This window comes from Halomonas sp., assembly GCF_034520545.1.
GTDB lineage: Bacteria > Pseudomonadota > Gammaproteobacteria > Pseudomonadales > Halomonadaceae > Halomonas.
In genome coordinates, this window is record NZ_JAXHNN010000002.1 from 374,682 (window position 1) to 394,827 (window position 20,146).

16 protein-coding genes are annotated in these 20,146 nt (G+C 66.5%); 6 read left to right on the forward strand and 10 right to left on the reverse strand.

Annotated features, from left to right (window positions below):
* Nucleotides 1-243: 243 nt before the first annotated feature.
* From U5L98_RS01815 to U5L98_RS01835, 5 genes are all read left to right on the forward strand, one after another.
* Nucleotides 244-3,144 carry a ribonucleoside-diphosphate reductase subunit alpha gene (locus tag U5L98_RS01815; protein ID WP_322556638.1) on the forward strand — a complete coding sequence of 967 codons (2,901 nt, stop codon included), beginning with the start codon at nt 244-246 and terminating at the stop codon, nt 3,142-3,144.
* Nucleotides 3,145-3,226: 82 nt separating this feature from the next.
* Nucleotides 3,227-4,492 carry a ribonucleotide-diphosphate reductase subunit beta gene (locus U5L98_RS01820; protein ID WP_322556639.1) on the forward strand — a complete coding sequence of 422 codons (1,266 nt, stop codon included), beginning with the start codon at nt 3,227-3,229 and terminating at the stop codon, nt 4,490-4,492.
* 96 nt (nt 4,493-4,588) lie between these two features.
* Nucleotides 4,589-4,918, forward strand: coding sequence for a hypothetical protein (locus tag U5L98_RS01825; RefSeq protein WP_322556640.1), 330 nt, complete (start codon nt 4,589-4,591; stop codon nt 4,916-4,918).
* A gap of 134 nt (nt 4,919-5,052) precedes the next feature.
* Nucleotides 5,053-5,178, forward strand: coding sequence for a hypothetical protein (locus U5L98_RS01830; RefSeq protein ID WP_322556641.1), 126 nt, complete (start codon nt 5,053-5,055; stop codon nt 5,176-5,178).
* A 9-nt stretch (nt 5,179-5,187) separates the two neighbouring features.
* Nucleotides 5,188-5,403 carry a DUF3565 domain-containing protein gene (locus U5L98_RS01835; RefSeq protein WP_322556642.1) on the forward strand — a complete coding sequence of 72 codons (216 nt, stop codon included), beginning with the start codon at nt 5,188-5,190 and terminating at the stop codon, nt 5,401-5,403.
* A 55-nt stretch (nt 5,404-5,458) separates the two neighbouring features.
* Here the strand turns inward: U5L98_RS01835 and U5L98_RS01840 are convergent, their stop codons facing one another.
* Nucleotides 5,459-5,638 carry a PLDc N-terminal domain-containing protein gene (locus tag U5L98_RS01840; protein ID WP_322556643.1) on the reverse strand — a complete coding sequence of 60 codons (180 nt, stop codon included), beginning with the start codon at nt 5,636-5,638 and terminating at the stop codon, nt 5,459-5,461.
* A 100-nt stretch (nt 5,639-5,738) separates the two neighbouring features.
* Nucleotides 5,739-6,404 (reverse strand): cupin domain-containing protein, encoded by a 666-nt coding sequence (locus U5L98_RS01845; RefSeq protein WP_322556644.1) that lies wholly within the window; start codon nt 6,402-6,404, stop codon nt 5,739-5,741.
* Between the two features lie 140 nt (nt 6,405-6,544).
* Between U5L98_RS01845 and U5L98_RS01850 the strand changes: the two genes are divergently transcribed.
* Nucleotides 6,545-8,362 carry a monovalent cation:proton antiporter-2 (CPA2) family protein gene (locus U5L98_RS01850; RefSeq protein WP_322556645.1) on the forward strand — a complete coding sequence of 606 codons (1,818 nt, stop codon included), beginning with the start codon at nt 6,545-6,547 and terminating at the stop codon, nt 8,360-8,362.
* 7 nt (nt 8,363-8,369) lie between these two features.
* On the opposite strand, the gene U5L98_RS01855 is transcribed toward U5L98_RS01850, so the two are convergent.
* The 8 genes from U5L98_RS01855 to U5L98_RS01890 all read right to left on the reverse strand — a co-directional run bounded on the left by U5L98_RS01855 (nt 8,370) and on the right by U5L98_RS01890 (nt 20,089).
* Nucleotides 8,370-10,706, reverse strand: a complete 2,337-nt coding sequence (locus U5L98_RS01855; protein WP_322556646.1) for an ATP-dependent DNA helicase — start codon at nt 10,704-10,706, stop codon at nt 8,370-8,372.
* 14 nt (nt 10,707-10,720) lie between these two features.
* Nucleotides 10,721-12,433 (reverse strand): VRR-NUC domain-containing protein, encoded by a 1,713-nt coding sequence (locus tag U5L98_RS01860; protein ID WP_322556647.1) that lies wholly within the window; start codon nt 12,431-12,433, stop codon nt 10,721-10,723.
* 32 nt (nt 12,434-12,465) lie between these two features.
* Nucleotides 12,466-13,509, reverse strand: a complete 1,044-nt coding sequence (locus U5L98_RS01865) for a nitronate monooxygenase (RefSeq protein WP_322556648.1) — start codon at nt 13,507-13,509, stop codon at nt 12,466-12,468.
* The gene (locus tag U5L98_RS01870) at nt 13,506-14,528 is read right to left on the reverse strand and encodes a YihY/virulence factor BrkB family protein (RefSeq protein ID WP_322556649.1); all 1,023 of its coding nucleotides are present in this window, start codon (nt 14,526-14,528) and stop codon (nt 13,506-13,508) included. Before U5L98_RS01870 ends, U5L98_RS01865 begins: the two co-directional genes overlap by 4 nt.
* 7 nt (nt 14,529-14,535) lie before the next feature.
* Nucleotides 14,536-15,060, reverse strand: coding sequence for a retropepsin-like aspartic protease family protein (locus tag U5L98_RS01875; RefSeq protein WP_322556650.1), 525 nt, complete (start codon nt 15,058-15,060; stop codon nt 14,536-14,538).
* A gap of 73 nt (nt 15,061-15,133) precedes the next feature.
* Nucleotides 15,134-16,489, reverse strand: a complete 1,356-nt coding sequence (locus U5L98_RS01880) for an MFS transporter (protein ID WP_322556651.1) — start codon at nt 16,487-16,489, stop codon at nt 15,134-15,136.
* Nucleotides 16,490-16,714: 225 nt separating this feature from the next.
* Nucleotides 16,715-18,742 carry a CocE/NonD family hydrolase gene (locus U5L98_RS01885; protein ID WP_322556652.1) on the reverse strand — a complete coding sequence of 676 codons (2,028 nt, stop codon included), beginning with the start codon at nt 18,740-18,742 and terminating at the stop codon, nt 16,715-16,717.
* 42 nt (nt 18,743-18,784) lie between these two features.
* A complete protein-coding gene (locus U5L98_RS01890) occupies nt 18,785-20,089 on the reverse strand; it encodes an ATP-grasp domain-containing protein (protein WP_322556653.1) in 1,305 nt (434 codons plus the stop codon).
* Between the last annotated feature and the right edge of the window lie 57 nt (nt 20,090-20,146).

Sequence of the window (20,146 nt, forward strand, 5' to 3'; positions counted from 1 at the left end):
GACAGCAGCTGTCTTCGTGGCCCAACGGCGGGGCCTGGCGACGGGCGCCATTCTGCCCCCCGGATGGCCACAGCCGATCCACAGGTTATCCACTTGCTGGGGGCCGAAAAGCACACTATCTTGTGTCTCAACCCGACAGGAACACTACATCATGTGCCTTAACAACCGGCACCATGCCTGTCAACCGTCGCCCGAGAGGCGGCCTTCGACCATTCGACTCACCAGTCAGGGACCCCCGGCGCCATGGATACCATTGCCACACCGGACGAGCCGTCCGTTTCCGTCACCGCACCCAAGGCCCTGCGCGTCATCAAGCGCAATGGCGATGTCATGCCCTTCGACGCCGACAAGATCGCCGTCGCCATGAGCAAGGCCTTCATCGCCGTGGAGGGTGACAATGCTGCCAGCTCCTCGCGGGTACGCGACTTCGTCCGCCAGTCCACCGAGAGTATCGAGCAGGCCTTCCTGCGCCGCATGCCCGACGGCGGCACCCTGCACATCGAGGATATCCAGGACCAGGTCGAGCAGGCGCTGATGCGCGCCGGCGAGCAGCGGGTGGCCCGCGCCTACGTGCTCTACCGCGAGGCGCATGCGCGGGCGCGCGCCGCGGCCGGTGGCGACATCGTCAAGCCGCACCCCAGCCTCAACGTGACCCTCGCCGACGGCACCACCCGCCCGCTGGACCTGGGTCGCATCGAGACCCTGGTATCGGATGCCTGCAAGGAGCTGGCCAATGTCGAGGCCCAGAAGATCGTCGACGACTCGCTGAAGAACCTCTACGACGGCGTGACCGTGGACGGGGTCTCCCAGGCGCTGATGATGACCGCCCGCACCCTGGTGGAGAAGGACCCCGACTACACCTACGTCACCGCCCGGCTGCTGCAGGACAACCTGCGCCGCGAGGCGCTCTCCTTCCTGGGCATCGCCGACGAGGCCACCTACGGCGAGATGGCCGAGCTCTACGCGCCGGCCTTCAAGGCCTATATCGCCAGGGGCATCGAGTTCGAGCAGCTCGACCCCAGGCTTGCCGAGTTCGACCTCGAGCGCCTGGGCGAGGCGCTGGACCACCATCGCGACAACGCCTTCACCTACCTGGGCCTGCAGACCCTCTACGACCGCTACTTCATCCACCGCGACGAGGTACGCTACGAGCTGCCCCAGGTGATGTTCATGCGGGTTGCCATGGGCCTGGCGCTCAAAGAGGACGACCGCGAGGCACGGGCTATCGAGTTCTACGAGCTGCTCTCGAGCTTCGACTACATGGCCTCCACGCCGACCCTGTTCAACGCCGGCACCGTGCGCAGCCAGCTCTCCTCGTGTTATCTCACCACCGTGCCCGACGAGCTGGACGGCATCTACAGCGCCATCCGCGACAACGCCCTGCTCTCCAAGTGGGCCGGGGGCCTGGGCAACGACTGGACGCCGGTGCGCGCGCTCGGCTCCTGGATCAAGGGCACCAACGGCAAGTCCCAGGGCGTCGTCCCCTTCCTCAAGGTGGTCAACGACACCGCCGTGGCGGTCAACCAGGGCGGCAAGCGCAAGGGAGCGGTCTGCGCCTACCTCGAGACCTGGCACCTCGATATCGAGGAGTTCCTGGAGCTGCGCAAGAACACCGGCGACGACCGCCGCCGCACCCACGACATGAACACCGCCAACTGGGTGCCCGACCTGTTCATGAAGCGGGTCTTCGATGACGGCGAGTGGACGCTCTTCTCCCCGTCCACCTGCCCGGACCTCCATGACCTCTACGGCGCGGCCTTCGAGCAGCGCTACGAGGCGTACGAGGCGATGACCCGCACGGGGGAGCTCAAGCTCTACAAGCGCGTTCGCGCCAAGGACCTGTGGCGCAGGATGCTCTCGATGCTGTTCGAGACCGGCCACCCCTGGATCACCTTCAAGGACCCGTGCAACCTGCGCAGCCCCCAGCAGCACGCCGGCGTGGTGCACAGCTCCAACCTGTGCACCGAGATCACCCTCAACACCTCGGCCGACGAGATCGCGGTGTGCAACCTGGGCTCGGTCAACCTGGCTCAGCACGTGGTCGACGGTGAACTCGACGGCGAGAAGCTGAGGAAGACCGTGCGCACCGCGCTGCGCATGCTCGACAACGTCATCGACATCAACTACTACGCGGTGCCCCAGGCCAGCCACTCGAACGCCAAGCACCGTCCGGTGGGACTCGGCATCATGGGCTTCCAGGACGCCCTCTACGCCCAGGACATCGCCTACGCCAGTGACGCGGCCGTCGAGTTCGCCGACCGCTCCATGGAGCTGGTCAGCTATCACGCCATCGAGGCCTCCAGTGACCTGGCCGCCGAGCGCGGCCAGTACCAGAGCTTCGAGGGCTCGCTGTGGAGCCAGGGTATCCTGCCCATCGACTCCATCCAGAAGCTCAAGACCGAGCGCGGCGAGAAGTACATCGAGGTCGACGAGAGCGTCACCCAGGACTGGAATCGCCTGCGCGACAAGATCGCCGAGCAGGGCATGCGCAACTCCAACGTGATGGCCATCGCCCCGACCGCCACCATCTCCAACATCTGTGGCGTGACCCAGTCCATCGAGCCGACCTACCAGAACCTCTACGTGAAATCGAACCTCTCCGGCGAGTTCACGGTGGTCAACGCGCCCATGGTCAACGACCTCAAGGCCCGCGGGCTATGGGACGAGGTGATGATCAACGACCTCAAGTACTACGACGGCTCGGCCCAGCCCATCGACCGCATCCCGGACGACCTCAAAGCCAAGTACGCCACCGCCTTCGAGGTGGAGCCCAAGTGGCTGGTGGAGGCCGCCGCCCGCCGCCAGAAGTGGATCGACCAGGCGCAGTCGCTGAACCTCTACATAAAGGGGGTCTCCGGCAAGAAGCTCGACGTGACCTACCGCATGGCCTGGTTCCGCGGCCTCAAGACCACCTACTACCTGCGCGCCCTGGGAGCCACCTCGGTGGAGAAGTCCACCGTCGACCGCGGCACCCTCAATGCGGTGAGCAATGGTGCACCGGCGCCTTGGGCCAGCCCCGAGCCGGCCGCCGAGCCGCCTCGCCGCGAGCCGCGCGGCGTCGAGGACTTCCTGCAGGGCAAGGGTGGCCAGCGCGCACCGAGCGCCGGGGAGATCGACGAGCTGGGCTGCGAGGCCTGCCAATAAAGCCGGAAGCTATAAGCCGAAAGCTGGAAGAAACACCCCGTTTCTTCCGGCTCATCGACAAGAAATCGGAAGGTGGATAGAGATGCTTAATTGGGACGAGTTCCACGAAGACGAGACCACGGTCGCCGAGCAACCCGAGCCGGCTTCCGCGCCTCAGCCCGCCGCACAGCCCCAGACCGGCGCCGTGCGCGACGAAGCCGTGAAAGACGAGACCGTCAAAGAGAGCGCCGGTCGCTACGCCGCGGCCGACGAGGATCGCCTGGCACGGGCGCGCAAGTCACTCGACGAGCTCGACGTGGCCGCCGGCCTCGAGGAGCTGGAGATGGGCGCGGCGCGCATCGAGGTCGACGACAAGCAGATGATCAATGCCCGCGCCGACCTCAACCAGCTGGTGCCCTTCAAGTACGAGTGGGCCTGGCAGAAGTACCTGGACGGCAGCGCCAACCACTGGATGCCCCAGGAAGTGAACATGAACGCCGACATCGCCCTGTGGAAGAGCGCCGAGGGGCTCACCGCAGACGAGCGGCGCATCGTCGAGCGCAGCCTGGGCTACTTCTCCACGGCGGACTCGCTGGTGGCCAACAACCTGGTGCTGGCGCTCTACCGCCTGATCACCAACCCCGAGTGCCGCCAGTACCTGCTGCGCCAGGCCTTCGAGGAGGCGATCCACACCCACGCCTACCAGTACTGCGTGGAGTCGCTGGGCATGGACGAGGGCGAGGTCTTCAACATGTACCGCGAGGTGCCCTCGGTGGCCGCCAAGTCCGCCTGGAGCCTCAAGCACACCCAGTCGCTGGCGCGCCCGGACTTCAACACCGGCACCACCGAGACCGACCAGGAGCTGCTGCGCAACCTGATCGCCTTCTACTGTGTCACCGAGGGCATCTTCTTCTACTGCGGCTTCAGCCAGATCCTCTCCATGGGGCGGCGCAACAAGATGACCGGGGTGGCCGAGCAGTTCCAGTACATCCTGCGCGACGAGTCCATGCACCTGAACTTCGGCGTGGACATGATCAACCAGATCAAGATCGAGAACCCCCAGCTGTGGACGCCCGAGTTCCAGGATGAATGCACCCAGATGATCCTCGAGGGCACTGAGCTGGAGATCGCCTACGCGCGCGACACCATGCCCCGAGGCGTGCTGGGCATGAACGCGGCGATCATGGAGGAGTACCTGCACTTCATCTGCAACCGCCGCCTGGCGCAGATCGGCTTGAAGGAGCAGTTCCCCGGCGCCCAGAACCCCTTCCCGTGGATGAGCGAGATCATCGACCTGCGCAAGGAGAAGAACTTCTTCGAGACCCGCGTCACCGAGTACCAGGTGGGCGGCGCACTGAGCTGGGATTGAACAGAATGGGAATATGATGACGCCCTGTCCGGCCCTACCGGGCGGGGCGTTTTTCATGGCACGGCAACAGCAGGCACAACAACGGAGGGCAATCCAATGCATGCAACCCAAGCCGTAGCACGTCGCGACTCCCGGGCGTGGCAGTCCGCCCTGGACCAGGCGCTCAGCGCCCATGACAGCGAAGACGCCCTGGCCCGCTATCCCCATGTGGCCTTCGCCTTTCCGTCGTCATCCCCCAACCCCTACTCGCGGGACTATCCGCTGCTCGACTACCGGGAGCTCAAGGAATGGGCGACCTCGCGGGGCTGGCGGGTACGGCCGGCCCCCGAGCGTGCCCCCGACGGCGAGAAGTACAGCCCGCCGGTGCGCTTCACCCGGCTGCACCAGGGCAGCGCGCGTCCCGCTGCCGGGCCGAGGCGCCATTAAGTCATGCCGCCCGGAGCCGCTGGCCCCGGATCAGAACGATACGGCGAGCGGGGCACCGGGCCGGCATTGATTGCCGAGGGCCAGGAGCGCTAATGTGGGGTGAGGCATCCAGGGACGACACGGAGGGCTCCCCCATGACCGAGCGCAACGCCAGAAGCGTGATCACACGGGTCTTCGTGCCCGCCCACGTCCGCGACCTGCCCAACGGCGAGCGGGTGACGATACCCGGCCATTACAAGGCCCCGCCGCCCCGGCGATAGCCTCCCGCCATGCAACAGCCCATCATCGGCTACCACCTCGACGAGGAGGGCCACTGGGTCGCGGAACTCGCCTGCGGCCATAACCAGCATGTGCGTCACCAGCCACCCTGGACCGAACGCCCTTGGGTAATCACCGAGGCCGGGCGGCGCTCCCGTCTCGGCCTCGAGCTTGCATGCGTAAAGTGCGACCGCGGGGAACCGCGGGACAACCCCCTTCCTCCATGAGATCGGGCCGCCCGAAGGCGACCCGATGGTATGGACAGCCCTTACTTCGTCGCCGCTACCCCTTGGGCCCGAACAGGAACCAGATGATCAACCCGATCAGCGGGAAGAACAGCAGCACCAGGATCCAGATCAGCTTGGATAGCCCCCCGGCCGAACTCTGGGCGACCTTGATGATGGCCCAGATGACGATGATCAGCCAGATCAGGCCCAGCAGGCCGCCTACTTCGATACCCATTCGACGTCTCCTTGTCCGTTTCCATTCGGCGAAATGCCGCCCTTAGAGGTAGCACAGCAGATGCGAAACGCACAATCGCGGGCGATCGCGATCACGCCAGTCATTCAGGCAGCAGGTGCCCGACCTTGACGTAGATCAGCGCGACGTCCTCCCGCGTGAAGGGCGTGTGCTGGCTGCGATGGGGGCTACGCAGCCAGCTGCCGGCGGGATAGGCCCCATGCTCGTCATGGAAGGTGCCCTCGAGGACCAGAATCTCCTCGCCACCCCAGTGGGCATGGGGCTGGAAGCGGGTGTTCGGCGCCCAGCGAACCAGCGCCACGTGCTCGCCCTCGAAGTCGTGGAGCGGCAGCACCTCGAGCCCGTCGACGAGGCCGGGCCGCCACGGCTCGACGCGGGTGTCGATGACCTTCTGGGCGGTGTCGTCCGGCGAGAACTGGTGCAGTTTGACGAAGATCAGCGCCCCCTGCTCCCCCACCCGCGGGGCGTGAGCGGTGCCGATGGGGTTCCGCAGGTAGTGGCCCGCGGGGTAGCGGCCATGCTCGTCGGCGAACTCGCCCTCCAGCACCAGGATCTGCTCGCCGCCGCCATGCTCATGGGTCGGGAAGCTGCTGTCGGGCGCATAGCGCACCAGGGAAGTGGCCCGGGCCACCTCGTCGCCGACCCGGTCCAGCATCATCCTCTCCACCCCCGGCGTCGGGGATTCCAACCAGCGGTACTGGTCGGGCGTGACTACCGCACGGCGACTGAAATCGGCATTGAGCCGCATGATGCTCTCCTTCTGACAGGGCCTCCGGGACAGGGCCTCACGATTGCCGAGCCCGATGACCTGGCCCGACGTTTGCATGAAAACGAATGGCTCCCATCGGTTAGAATGGAGCCCCTCACCACCATTCGCAAGGAGGCCCCTTGGCTATCGACCTGCTGCTCAATGCGCTGATCTTCCTCGCGTCAGCGGTGCTGATCGTGCCGATCTTCAAGCGCCTGGGGCTGGGCGAGGTGCTGGGCTACCTGGCGGCGGGCGTGGTCATCGGCCCCTCGGCCCTGGGCCTGGTGGCCGACGCCGAAGCGGTGCTGCAGTTCTCCCAGGTCGGCATCGTCTTCCTGCTGTTCGTGATCGGCCTGGAACTCAAGCCGTCGCGCCTACGGGTGATGCGCAAGGCGGTGTTCGGCTTCGGCAGCCTGCAGGTGGCCATCACCACCGCGCTGCTCTCGCTGGCGGCCTGGTGGCTGGGGCTCTCCCCCGCCGCGGCGCTGGTCGTGGGCTTCAGTCTGGGGCTCTGCTCCACGCCCCTTGTGCTGCAACTGCTCGGCGAGCGCAAGGAACTGCAGACCCGCCACGGGCGCAATGCCTTCGCCCTGCTGCTGTTTCAGGACTTGGCAGCCATCCCGGTGCTGGCCGTCATCCCGATGCTGGCCGCTGATGCCCTTCTGGCTAATGGCTTCATGCCCCTGCTCGAAGGCGTGCTGATTGCTGCCGGCGCCTTCCTCGGCCTGATCATCGGCGGTCGCTACCTGCTGCGGCCGCTGTTCCACTATGCCGCGGCTACCCGCAGCCGCGAGGTCTTCGCCGGCACCGTGCTGCTGGTGGTGATCGGCGCCGCCCTGCTGATGGAGCTGGCTGGCCTTTCCATGGCCCTGGGGGCCTTCATCGCCGGCGTGCTGCTCGCCGACTCCAAGTACCGCCACAACATCGAGGCCGATATCGAACCCTTCCGAGGGCTGCTGCTGGGGCTGTTCTTCATGGCGGTGGGCATGACGGCCGATATCCGCCTGCTCGGCGAGATGCCGCTGGTCGTGCTCGGCCTTACTTTGGGTCTGGTACTGCTCAAGGCGCTGGCCATGCTGGTCGCCGCGCGGCTCCACGGTACCGGCTGGAAGGATGCCGCCAACCTGGGAGTGCTGCTCTCCCAGGGCGGGGAGTTCGGCTTCGTGCTTCTCTCCGCGGCGGCCACGGCCGCCCTGCTCGACCCGTCACTGGTCAGCCTGTTGATCCTGGTGATCTCGCTCTCCATGGCGACCACGCCGCTGCTCTTCCAGCTGCATGTACGGGGCCTGCGCCGCCTCTTCACCCGCCCCCGGCCGAAGCGGGACTTCGACACCCTGCCCGACGACGCCCCGCAGATCATCATCGCCGGGTTCGGCCGCTTCGGGCAGATCATGGGCCGTGCCCTGCAGGGACTGAAGATCCCCTATACGGTGCTCGATATCAACGCCGACCAGGTCGAGGTGGTACGCCGCTACGGCAACCAGGTCTACTACGGCGATGCCTCGCGCATCGACCTGCTCAAGGCCGCCGGGGCCGACCAGGCCCGAGTGCTGGTGGTGGCGGTGGGCGACCCCGAGGCCTCGATGCGTATCGTCGGCCAGGTGCGACGTCAGTTTCCCCACCTCCAGCTCTATGCCCGCGCACGCAATCGCCACCACGCCCACCTGCTGATGCGCGCCGGGATCACCCATATCGTGCGTGAACTGCTGCCTGCCAGTCTCGAACTGACCCGGGACGCCCTGATCGGCCTGGGCATTCCCCGGGAGCAGGCCCAGCACACCATCGACACCTTCCGTCCCCACGACGAGGAGGCGTTGCTGCGCCAACTCGAGGTGTTCGGCAACGAAAAGAAGCAGATCCAGACCATCCACGAAGCCGCCCGGGAGCTCGAGGCGCTCTACGAGGCGGACGAGGACATCGCCACGCGAGTGGAAGAGATTCCGCGCTGGCAGCGCTGAGGCGCCATCACTCGATGGCCCACCACCCCGGCAGCCGGGCCCGTACCTCGCGACGGGCGAAGCGGTCGTCCATCAGCACCACGGTGCCCTCGTCATAGGGGCCGCGGATCACCCGGCCCGCCGCCTGCACTACCTTGATCAGTCCGGGAATTTGGTAGGCGTAGTCGTCGCCACGGCCGAAGCGGGCCGCCAATCGCGCCTTGAGGGTTTCGTTGAAGGGGTCGAAGGGTGGCAAGCCAAGGGTGGCGATGAAGGCACCGATCAGCCGCTCGCCGGGCAGGTCGATGCCTTCGGCGAAGGCCCCACCCAGCACCGCGAAGCCGATTCCCTGCCCGCCCGGCGTGAAACCAGCCAGGAAGGCGTCGCGGGCCGACTCGCGCATGCCGCGGGTCTGGGCGCGCACGGGAATCTCCGGGTGGGCCTCCTGCAAGCGTGCCAGGGCCGCCTCCAGGTAGGCGAAGCTGCTGAAGAAAGCGAGATAGTGGCCCGGGCGGCGATGGTACTGGCTGGCCAGTTCGGCGACGATGGGCGCAAGCGATGGCCCCCGGTCGCGCAGCCGGGTGGAGATGTCGGCGCGGATGCGGACCTCGAGCTGCTCGGCGGCGAACGGCGAGGTGACCTCTCGCCACACCGTGGCCGACGGCAGGCCCAGCAGGTCTCGATGGTAGTGGGCAGGACTCAGGGTCGCCGAGAAGAGCACCGCGGACTGGGCCGCCGCAAAGCGCGGCGCCAGGAAGTCCGCCGGCACCAGATTGCGCAGCCCCAGCACGGCCCGGCCGCGGCCGTTACGGGCCAGATCGCACAGCGAATGCTCGCCGAAGGACTCCGCCAGGCGGGTAAAGGCCAGCGCCTCGAAGAGCAGCTCCTGGAGTGCAAGAGAGGCCTGGTCGGGGTGCTCGCCGAGGTGCTCGGTGATGGCGCTGGCAACCCCCTGCAAGGCCACGACCATCCCGTCGGGCAGGCCGTCGAGCACCCTGTAAGCCGGCCGGCCCGGCTCGCCGGCCTCGCTCATCCCCGCCTCCTTGACCAGCGCCTGCCACTGTCGGGCCAGGCGCCCCAGAGGGCGCTTCAGCGCTCCGGGAGCCTCGCGACGCAAGCGGGCGAGCCGACGCTGGTCCAGCTCGGCGCTGTACATGCCCCGGGCCCGTTCCACCAGATTGTGGGCTTCGTCCACCAGCAGGCCCAGATGCCAGCCGTTGGCTCGGGCAAGGCCGTGCAGCAGGGCATTGGCATCGAACCAGTGGTTGACGTCGCCGACGACCACGTCACACCAGCGCGCCAGCTCCTGCCCCAGGTAGTAGGGGCAGACGCCGTGGTCGAGAGCCACCTCGCGCAGCGCCTCGCGGTCCAGCCAGCCACGCGCCACGGCGGCCTGCCGCGCCGCCGGCAGCCGGTCGTAGAAGCCTGCCGCAAGCGGACAGGCTTCGCCATGGCAGGCCCGATCGGGATACTCGCAGGCCTTTTCTCGGGCGATGAGCTCCAGCACCCGGAGCGGGGCGGCCGTGGTGTCCGGGCTTACGGCGTCCGGGCTTACGACGTACGAGCTCCTGGCAGCACCCTCCCCGGCACCGAGGGCGGCCAGGGCATCCAGCGCCAACCGGCGCCCGGGCGTCTTCATGGTCAGGAAGGCGAGGCGGTCGAGCCCCTGGCGGGGCATGGCCTTGAGCAGCGGGAAGAGGGTGCCGAGGGTCTTGCCGATCCCGGTGGGCGCCTGGACCAGCAGGCAGCGGCCGGTGCTGGCGGCCTTGTAGACGCTCTCCGCCAGGTCGCGCTGGCCGGGGCGGAAGGCTTCGTGGGGAAAGGCGAGCTCGCCGAGCGCCTCATCGCGCCGCTCGCGATGCCGGGCCTCCTGCACCGCCCAGGCCAGGAAGCGACGGCACTGGGTCTCGAAGAAGGCCTGCAGCTCAATGGCGCTCGCCTCCTTGGTCAACACGGTTTCCCGACCGGTGGTGATATCCAGGTAGACCAGCGCCAGGGTCAGCGAGGCGAGGTCACGCTCGGCACACAGCAGCGCACCGTAGACGCTGACCTGGGCCCAGTGCAGGGCCCGCTGGTTGTCGGCCATGCGCTCCAGATGGCCGCGATGGGTCTTGACCTCCTCCAGCCGATTGGCCACCGGGTCGAAGCCGTCGGCACGGCCGCTCACCCGGAGCCCCTCGAAAGTGGCGGAGAGCGGCAGTTCGGCTTCATAGCCCTCGCCCCGCCGTTTTGCCACCCGGGCATGGCCATCGATGCCCTCGCGGGCACTGGGTGCGGGGGTGAAGCGATGGTCCAGGTCCCCCTGGCGTGCAGTGAAGTCGCACAGCGCGCGCACCGCCACCCGATAGCGCGCCACCTCGCTCATTCGTTGTCCATCGCTCACTCTCCGTCCACCTCCCAACGCACATGGCAGACCGCGGCGGGCATGTCATGGGCATGGAAGAAGGCCAGCCACCGCCGCTGGTTGTCCTGCAGCCGATCGCCCGGCCCTTTCACCTCGATCAGCCAGTAGCGCGGCTCACCCTGCGGGGCCTCGGGGAGGAACTGGATCAGATCCGGCAGGCCGGCCCGGTTGGCCTTGAGGTCACCGAGCAGCCGCTCGAAGCAGGCGCGCAGGTGGGCGGCCGGCAGGCAGGCAAGCGCCCGTTCGAGCAGTGCCTCGTCGAGCGCTCCCCAGTGCACGAAGGGCGAGGCCAGGCCGTGCTTCTCTTGCCAGGTGGCGCGGATCGCCTCGCGATACTCGCCGGTCTCGAGCCGGGCCAGACAGATCTCGAACCGGGCGCGGCGGCGGGCCACGAAGTCCTCGCGGTAGAGGTCCGCCGGGCCATGGTGAAAGGGGTGGAAGAAGGCCCCGGGCAGCGGCGCGAAGAGCGCCTCCCAGCAGAGCAGGCCGAAGAGCCCGGTGAACAGGCTGTTCTCCACGTAGTGCACCGGCGCCGCATCGCGATGCAAGTGGTCGCACACCGCGGCCTCCACCGGGCCGGGCGACAGGGTCAGGGTCCACTGTCGCGGGGCCGGCTCACGCCGGGATGCGGACGGGGACAGCCCCAGCCGGCGACGCAGCCGCGGCACCAGCCGTCCCAGCGCCTGAGCCTCCTCTTCGCTGGCCGAAGCCTTCATCAGTGGCTCGGTCAGGGCCAGGGCCGCGGCGTGCGCCCCGCGGCGCTCAAGCAAACGCAGGTGACGGATGCGCGCCTCGACGCTGCCGGGCAGATCCACCTCCGGCCAGCCGGCCTGGGCATAGAGAGCAAGGGCCAGTTCGCCCTCGCCCTCACGCTCCGCTTGGCGCCCCAGAACCACGCAGAGCCGCCGATGCCGCGCCGCCAGCCAGGCGTTGTCGGCCAGCGGTGCGGGCAGTTCCGCGTGCAGTGCCGATACCGCCTCACCGGCCTCCAGGCGCTCGCGCAGGCGGTGCAGGGTCAGATAGGCATCCACCTCCGTGCGGCGCCGGAAGGCCCGGGAGTCAGGCGTGATCGCCACACGCTCGAAGCGCTGCAGGCCGAGCTCGGTGAGCACGAACTCGGCCCAGTCCTGGCGCAGGTTGCCGAAGAACATCAGCCGCAGCCGGTCACAGGTCGCCATCACGGTGAGGCGAACGACACGGTCCGGCGCCTCGGGCCACCAGTCGGCAAGCAGGCGAAGCTCGGTTAGCCGCGGCGCCAGGGCCTCGAATAGCGCGGCCTTGCCGGTGGCAAGGGGCAGCTCCGCGGCGGCGACCTCCTCCACCAGGGCGCGGCGTAGCTCGGGAAGGCGCAGCTGGCGGAAAAGCTCATCGAGGCCAAGCAAGGGGACATCATCGACCAGCCCCGCCGCCACAAGAGGCGCAAGCGCCGCCTCGGTGTCGCCGATCTCGGGGTAGCTCAGGCGCGAGGTGCGAAAGTGCTCGCCCTTGCGCATCACCATGCGCACCAGCAGCGCCTGGGACGCCTTGGGCAGGGCGGCGAACGCCGCCAGGAAGCCATGCTCGGCCTCGTCCAGCAGGTCGCCGTGGCGCTCGGCCACCCACGCCAGCACGAAGCGGAAGTTCGCCAGGTAGTAGCGCGGATCCTCAAGGGGGGCAGTGACCGGCGCGGCACCAAAAATACTGTTCATGCATCCATGATATCAGGGCCGAAGAGGGATCGTCAGCGCGACAGGCCTTGGGCCAGTTCATGCACCACCTCGGCGGCGGGGACCTCCCGGCAGCGGCTGGCGTTCTGCCCGGCCCACAGCGGCGAGAAATCGCCGACCCCGCGGGCCTCGGCGGCGGCACGCAGCGGTGCGATGGCCGCGGTAGCCAGCGGGAAGGCCGGCGCCGCCTCGCTGATCGGCCCCAGCTCGCGCATCAGCCGGGTGACGATGCCCCGGGCCGGGCGCCCGCTGTAGAGGTTGGTCAGGGCCGTATGGAGGGCCGACTCGCTCATCAGCGCCCGACGATGGACGGACGAGGCGCGGGATTCCGGACAGCAGAGAAAGGCGGTACCCACCTGGACGGCGTCGGCACCCAGGGTAAGTGCCGCCGCTGCGCCCCGGGCATCGGCAATGCCGCCGGCGGCGATCACCGGCACGTCCACCGCCTGCCGGACCTGGGGAAGCAGCGCCAGGGTCCCCATCTGAGTGGTCAGATCCCCGGTCAGAAAGAGGCCCCGATGGCCGCCGGCCTCGAGACCCTGGGCGATTACCGCGTCGGCGCCGTGGGCTTCGAGCCAGCGCGCCTCCTCCACCGTGGTGGCCGTGGAGAGCACCGTCGCGCCCCAGGTCTTGACCCGCGCCAGCAGTTCCGGCGCCGGAAGGCCGAAATGGAAGCTCACCACCGCCGGGCGGAAGGGCTCCAGAGCGTCGCAGGTCGCATGGTCGAAGGGGCGCCGCCCGGCCCCGGCGGGAACCGCCTCGATATCGAGACCGAGCTCGGCATAGAAGGGCGTCAGCGCCGCATGCCAAGACGCCAGCCGCTCGGGGTCGGGGGCAGGCACCGCATGGCAGAAAAAGTTGACGTTAATCGGCCCCGAGATCGCGGTGCGAATGGTCTCGAGCTCATCTGCCATGCCTTCGGGCGAGAGCATCGCGCAGGGCAATGCCCCGAGGCCGCCGGCGCGGGAGACGGCGATGGCCAGCTCGCTGTCCTGGGCGCCGGCCATGGGGGCCTGGAGAATCGGCAGGTCGATGCCCAGCCGGTCGGTCAGTGTCATGGGGTGTCTCCTCGATCCGTGGCATCTTGATCGGCGGCGTCGCGCTTCCGGCCGACATCTCGCCACGGCCACTTACGACCCAGGGTGTCCGCCGCGTAAGCGTTTCGCTCACCGGGGGGCCGGGCGGCGCCGACGGTGGTGTCGAGATACGTCTGACGCTCAATTTCCGCGTTGAACTCTGCGCCAAGCAACACGGTGAACGCCGAAAGCCAGAACCACAGCATCAGCACCACGACCGCCCCCAGCGAGCCATAGATATCGCTTGGATTGATCACGCTGCCGAAATAGAACGACAGCCCGGCGGAACCGATCAACCAGAGTAGCGTCGCGATGATGGAGCCAACGCTGATCCACTTCCAGCGTGGCGGTCGCCGATAGGGGCCGAAGCGATAGAAAACGGCGATGACCAGCATCATCACCAGCAGAAGCACCGGCCAGCGCAGCCATACGATGATCGTGACCAGCAGGGTATCGAGACCCAGCATGCCGATGGCCAGGGGGAAGAAGGCGATGAAGGCAATGGTGACCAGCAGGACGAGAATCACTCCCATCGTCAGCGACGCCACGATCCAGCCGCGACGCAGAGATCCTCGGTGATCCTCCTCCTCGCCGTACACCACGTTGAGGCCTATCACCATCCACAACACGCCCTTGGAGGCGATGAACATGGCCACCACAACACTGCCCAGCGCCGTCAGGCTGAGACCGGTGCTGGTGCTCTCGCCTATCCTGCGGGCCTGATCATTGATCAGGCTCGAGCTGTCGGGCGGAAGATAGCGGCTGAGCTGCACGATCTGACTCGCCAGGTCCTGGGGATCCATCACCAGCGCCCAGATCGAGATGATCGCGGTGATCGTCGGAAAGAGCGCCAGCATGGCATTGAAGGCGATGCCGGCGGCCATCAGGGGAACGAGGTCTCGAACGACCTGCTTTTTGACGCGCCATACGATATCCAGCCATCCGACCGCCGGGATCTGCTTGGGCTCGTCGGCGCAGCGGCCCCGTTTCGGCTTCGCCATAGGTACCTCAGTTACGTTGCGGAGGATGCAGGACCATACGCGAGTCACGGATCTCGATATCGAAACGGCCAAGGAAGCTCATGCCCAGCAGGGCCGTTTCGCCGCCGAGGCCCGGGCTGATGGAGCCGCGAACCTCCCGGGCGGAGAAGCCGCCCAGGCTCACCTCATCGAGCCGCGTCAGCTCGCCGCGCACCCGCCCGTTGGCGGTGTTGAACCAGGCGGTACCGGTGCTCTCGAGCCCCAGCCGCTGAGCCATCTCGGCAGGGACCGCGACATAGGTGGCACCGGTGTCGACCAGAAATTCCACCGGCTGGTCGTTGATGCGCCCGGTGACCACGAAGTGACCGGCGCGATTGCGCTCAAGCACCACCGGCTCGCCTTCTCCCAACACGACATCGGCGAGGTGAGCATTGGGGTTGCGCTGCGCTTCCAGGTAACCGTGGAACCACCAGGCCCCACCTCCCAGGAAGAGCACCCAGAACAGCAGCATCATGCCCAGGCCGGCCCGGCGTGTGGCTCGCTCCTCACTCATGATCTTCCCTCCCGGCGACTACCCTTTGAGACCATGATGCCATAAGGGCATTCCACGACGGGTAACCGACATCCTAGCGTCCGTTGCGCGCTTCCCAATCCCGGGCCGCCTGCTGACCCCGTGCCTGGTCGACAAACAGGCAGACCAGGATGGCGATGAAGAAGAGCACGGCGCAGAGCAGGATCGAGGCCTTGAGCCCCACCAGCGACTGCAGCAACCCCAGGCCGATGATACCGATTACTCCGGCGAGCTTGTTGGCCAGGCCCCAGAAGCCGAAGAATTCGGCGGCCTTGCGGCTCGGCGAGAAGAGCCCCACCAGCGCGCGGCTGGCGGACTGGCTGGAGCCCAGGGAGAGCCCCGCCAGGCACCCGACCACCAGGAAGAGATGCTGGGTCTCCCAATCGAGCCCGAAACGGGCTTGCAGGAAGGCGGTGACCTCCGGCGTGGCCCAGATGGCGAGTATCGCTGCCACCCAGAGGGTCAGGGTCATCAGGTAGGTGACCTTGGTGCCGATGCGATCCTGGATGTAACCGAAGCCCAGCGCGCCAGCGGCGGCGGTAACCTGCACGATGATGAACATGATGTTGCGGACCGATTCGTCCCAGCCGATCACCTGGGCGCCGTAGATGAAGGCGAAGGCGATGATGATGTAGACGCCGGCCATGGAAAACAGCAGCGAGACCAGGAAGATGCCCAGGTCGCGGAAGCGGCGCAGCTCGTGCAGGGTCGTCGAGACGCGCTCCAGGGCGATATCGCGGTAGGATTTGCCGGGCGGCTGGGGCGTGCCGCGCTCCTTCACCCACAGGAAGGTGGGGATGGCGGTGATCAGGAAGAACCCCGCCGCAAAGGGCCCCACCCAGCGGATTCGTTCGAAGTTCTCCGCCGTTGCCTCGCCCAGCACCACCAGGGTGAAGCCCGCGGCGAAAAGCCCGCCCACGTAGCCCAGCGCCCAGCCGAAGCCGGAGATCTTGCCCATGTCCTGGGGCGGGCCGAGGTCCGGCAGGAAGGCGGCAATGAAGGACTCGCCCATCGAATAAGCATAGTTGGAGACCATGATCAGCACGAGACCCAGCACCACATAGCCCGGCGCCACAAAATAGAGCATGGCAGTGGTGGCCACGGTGGCCAGGTAGCTGATGAACAGGAAGCGCTTCTTTGCCGCCTGGTAATCCATCACCGCGCCGCACAGTGGGCCCGTGATTACCACCAGCAGATAGCTCACCGCCAGCGCCAGGCTCCACAGGAAGTTGGCCAGCCGGTAGCTGTCACCACGCTCGCCGACGATCACCGTGGTGAAGAGCTCGCCGAACACCACGGTGATGATCAGCAGGGTGTAGGCCTGGTTGGCGAAGTCGAACATCGCCCAGCCGAGAATCTCCTTGCGCGAGGCGCGGGGAGTCGTCGGCACGGCGGCGGGGATCGGACTCATGCGGGACGTCCCTGCGAAAACAAGGACGTCACCATAACAGCCCGTACCTCCCCAGACGACCTAGGAGGCTGTCGGACTTAACGCTGATCTACTGCAAAATCCGGATTTTCGGCCAATTTCATTCGATCTGCTTCGTTAAAGAGCCCCACTATTCGCCTCATCAGATCGATAAACTTGTCTCGAAACCCGAATCTCTCGCGACGATCGGTCAAATCCGACAGCCTCCTAGACGAGATCGCGAGGGATGGTCTCATCCCAGGTCTGCGCGTAGATCCGGGTTTCCCCCTCCCAGGCATCCAGTGTGGCGCGGATACGGAAGTTTTCCGGGTCGCTGGTCAGCTGGGTACGGGTCAAAGTGCTGACCTCCCAGTCGCCGCGCTTGAAGCTGCGCTGCCACTCCGTGAAACCGCTGACACTGTCATAGCTGCCGTAGGAGTACTGGTAACGCTCGGTGACCCGGGCAGCGATCTCGAGGTCGATATCGTCGATTCGGTAGCGTCCCTCGTCGTTGATCACTTCCAGGGTGGTGCGATCCTGGGCCAGGTCGCGGATCACCTGCCAGGTCTCCTGAGTCGGCTGCAGCAGTGTCTTGGCCAGCGGAGACGCTCCTTCTGGCTCGCCAAAGGCCGGCAGTGCGGCTTCCTCGGCAGGTCGCGGCGCCCGTACCGGCAGGATCAGCCGACAGCGACTCGGATGGATGGTAAGTCGGGCTGGCCGGGGGGCCGGCCAGGCCAACGGCCAGTAGCTGGTGGAAAGCGCCAGCCGGATGGCATGCCCTTCGGCGAACTGCTGGGCGATGTGCTTGAGCGGAATGCGTACCCGGTAACGCTTGCCCGGCTCCAAGGGCTCGGGAAACTCGTCGCTGTCGCGGTGGGTCAGGTTGAGCAAGCCATAGGAGACCCGGGTGGCCTTGTCATCCTCGCCGATGTCGGAGAGGCGCAGTGCCACCATGGCCACCGGCTGATCCGCGGCGAGTTCAAGCTCGACCATTGGCGATCCACAGATCTCCAGAGGCGCATCGAGGCGGGGTGTCTGGAAGATCAGCGAGCCACCATCCTCGTCACGTTGGTCGTGGGGAAGGTCCGGCGGAGCATTGTAGGAACACCACTTGCCGGCATAGAGCCCCACCGAGAGCGGGGAGCGAATGTCCAGGGTGGTATCGTTATCCTCTCCCTCGGCTTCGGGCAACAGGCTATGACCATCGGTGAGCCGGAACGAGCATGGCAGGATATTCGGCGATGGCCACTCCGGCTCGGCAATCCAGCGCCCGGGGCGCTCATCGTAACGCGCCGAGGGAGGCACCGACTCCTGCATCCAGACCCGCACCATGGGCTCGTCCATGATCCCGGTGTCGTCGCCCTTGAGCCACTGATCCCACCAGCGCAGTGATTCCTGCAGGAAGCCGATGGCCGGCCCCGGCACGCCCAGGTGCGGGTACTTGTGAGCCCAGGGACCGACCAGCCCCTTGCGCGGCACCTCGAGTCCTTCCAGCACCCGGAAGACGGCATTGCAGTAGCCATCGGCCCAGCCACTCACGGCATATACCGGGCACTGGATCCGCGAATAGTCCTCACACACCGAGCCATGCTTCCAGTAGGCGTCACGTCGCTGATGTTCGAGCCACTGACCGAGCCACATGCCGCTGCCCCTCAGTCGCTCGAGCCACATCTGCCGCCAGCGCTCCCCTACCAGCTCTGGGTCGGGCGGACAGGCGTTACCGTCGAACATGGTCGAAGCCCAGGAGAGGTTGTCAGCCAGCAGGCAACCACCCATGTGGTGGATGTCGTCGGCGTAGCGGTCGTCGGTGAAGCACAGCGTGATCACCGCCTTGAGCTGCGGGGGGCGCAGGGCGGCGATCTGCAGGCCATTGAAGCCACCCCAGGAGATGCCGATCATGCCGACATCGCCGGTGCACCAGGGCTGGGCCTCGAGCCAGGCGAGGATTTCCAGGCCATCCTCGAGCTCACTGGGCAGGTACTCGTCGGTGAGTACGCCATCGGAGTCGCCGGTACCGCGGATATCGACCCGCACCCCGGCATAGCCGTGGCCGGCCCAGTAGGGATGCATCTGGACATCGCGCTCCGCGGTCAGGTCGCGCTTGCGATAGGGCAGATACTCGAGGATGGCAGGTACCGGGTGGTCATCGGCATCCACAGGACGCCAGATTCTGGCTGCCAGGCGGGTACCGTCCGCCAGGGGTATCCAGGTCTCCTCTTCCTGCACCCGGCGGGGAAAATCGTTGACGATGCGCATGTGTCTCCTTCCTTGTGATCTTGCGTGCCGCTCCCGGAAACCTCAGCCCTGGATATCGTCGAACTCGAACGCCAGTCGTGCCACCAGACGATCGAAGTCCGCAAGCAACTGCTCGGCCGATGACGCACCCAGATAGACATGCGCCAGCGCAAAGCTGTAGGCGTCCTGCTCGGGCAGGGAGGAGAGCCGCTGCCCTTCCTCCACCTGCACGGCGATGTGGCAACCGGGAAAGTCGGCCTGGAGTTCCTCGAGCTCCGTGTCGGTGGGGACCCGTGTCACCACCGCATCGGTAAAGAATACCCGGTGGAAGAACTTGGCCGCTATCGGAAAATTGCCCTCGCGATGAGACATGTCGGGGCGCTGCCCCAGCCCAAGGTCGATGGTGACCTGCTGGTTGCTGACCCCATCGACCTTCTCGAAGAGGTCGCAATGCGACTGGGAGATACGGGTGTTGATCTCCAGCAGCCAGATGCGACCCTGAATTTCGTCCCAGAAGTACTCGACGTTGAAGGCGGCATTATCATAGCCGATATGGCGCATGATGGTGTCGGTAAGCTCGACCATGGAGGCCTGGATATCATCCGGCAGCCCCGAAGGATAACGGTAATGGAAGAAGCTCAGCACCTGGGGATAGCGCAGCGAATCGACGATACCGTAGCTGACCACTTCACCGTTGTAGACGTAGCCCTCCACGGTGCACTGCCAGCCGCCGATGATCTCCTCGGCCATGCAGAAGTGACCGTCCACGGCGGCGATTTCTGGCGGCAGGTTCGCCTGCTCCAGCACCGTATTGAAGGGGTCGGCAATGGTGCCGATGGACTCGCGTAATTCCGCGATAGCTTGATAGAAATCCTCGGGCGTCTCGATGCGAAAGCCCAACCGAGAGCCAGAGGACTTGATCGGCTTGACGAAGAAAGGGAAGTAGAGCCCTGCCTCGCCGATGCGCGTCATCGCGTCGTCATCGAAGGGGTCGAAGGCGGTGAAGCCAGGGATATGGTCAGGGATCACCTCGCGCTGGACCCGGCGACTCCAGTACTTGTGTTCGCATTTCAGCAGGCTCGAAAGGGAGGTGCTGCGGACACCGAAGCGTTCGCACAGGATCGGCAACATGGTCGAGACAGGAAAATCCATGTAGCCGACGATGGCGTCGATGGGCTCGTCGAAGGCCTCAAGCTGCGCCGTGGCCTCTGACAACATGCCCTCGATGTCGAATTCCTCGGTATCGTAGACAGCCTCCGGGGCGATTACCCCGTGGAACCGCCACTGCCCGGCACCGTGAAGCGTCTCGAGACGCTGGCGGTTGAAGTCGTTGAGTCCCACCACGAAAATGTTCTTGATCTTATCCATCACCCTACCTCTTGTGGCGCGCCGAACCCGACGCATTGAAGCAGCATAGCCCAGTCC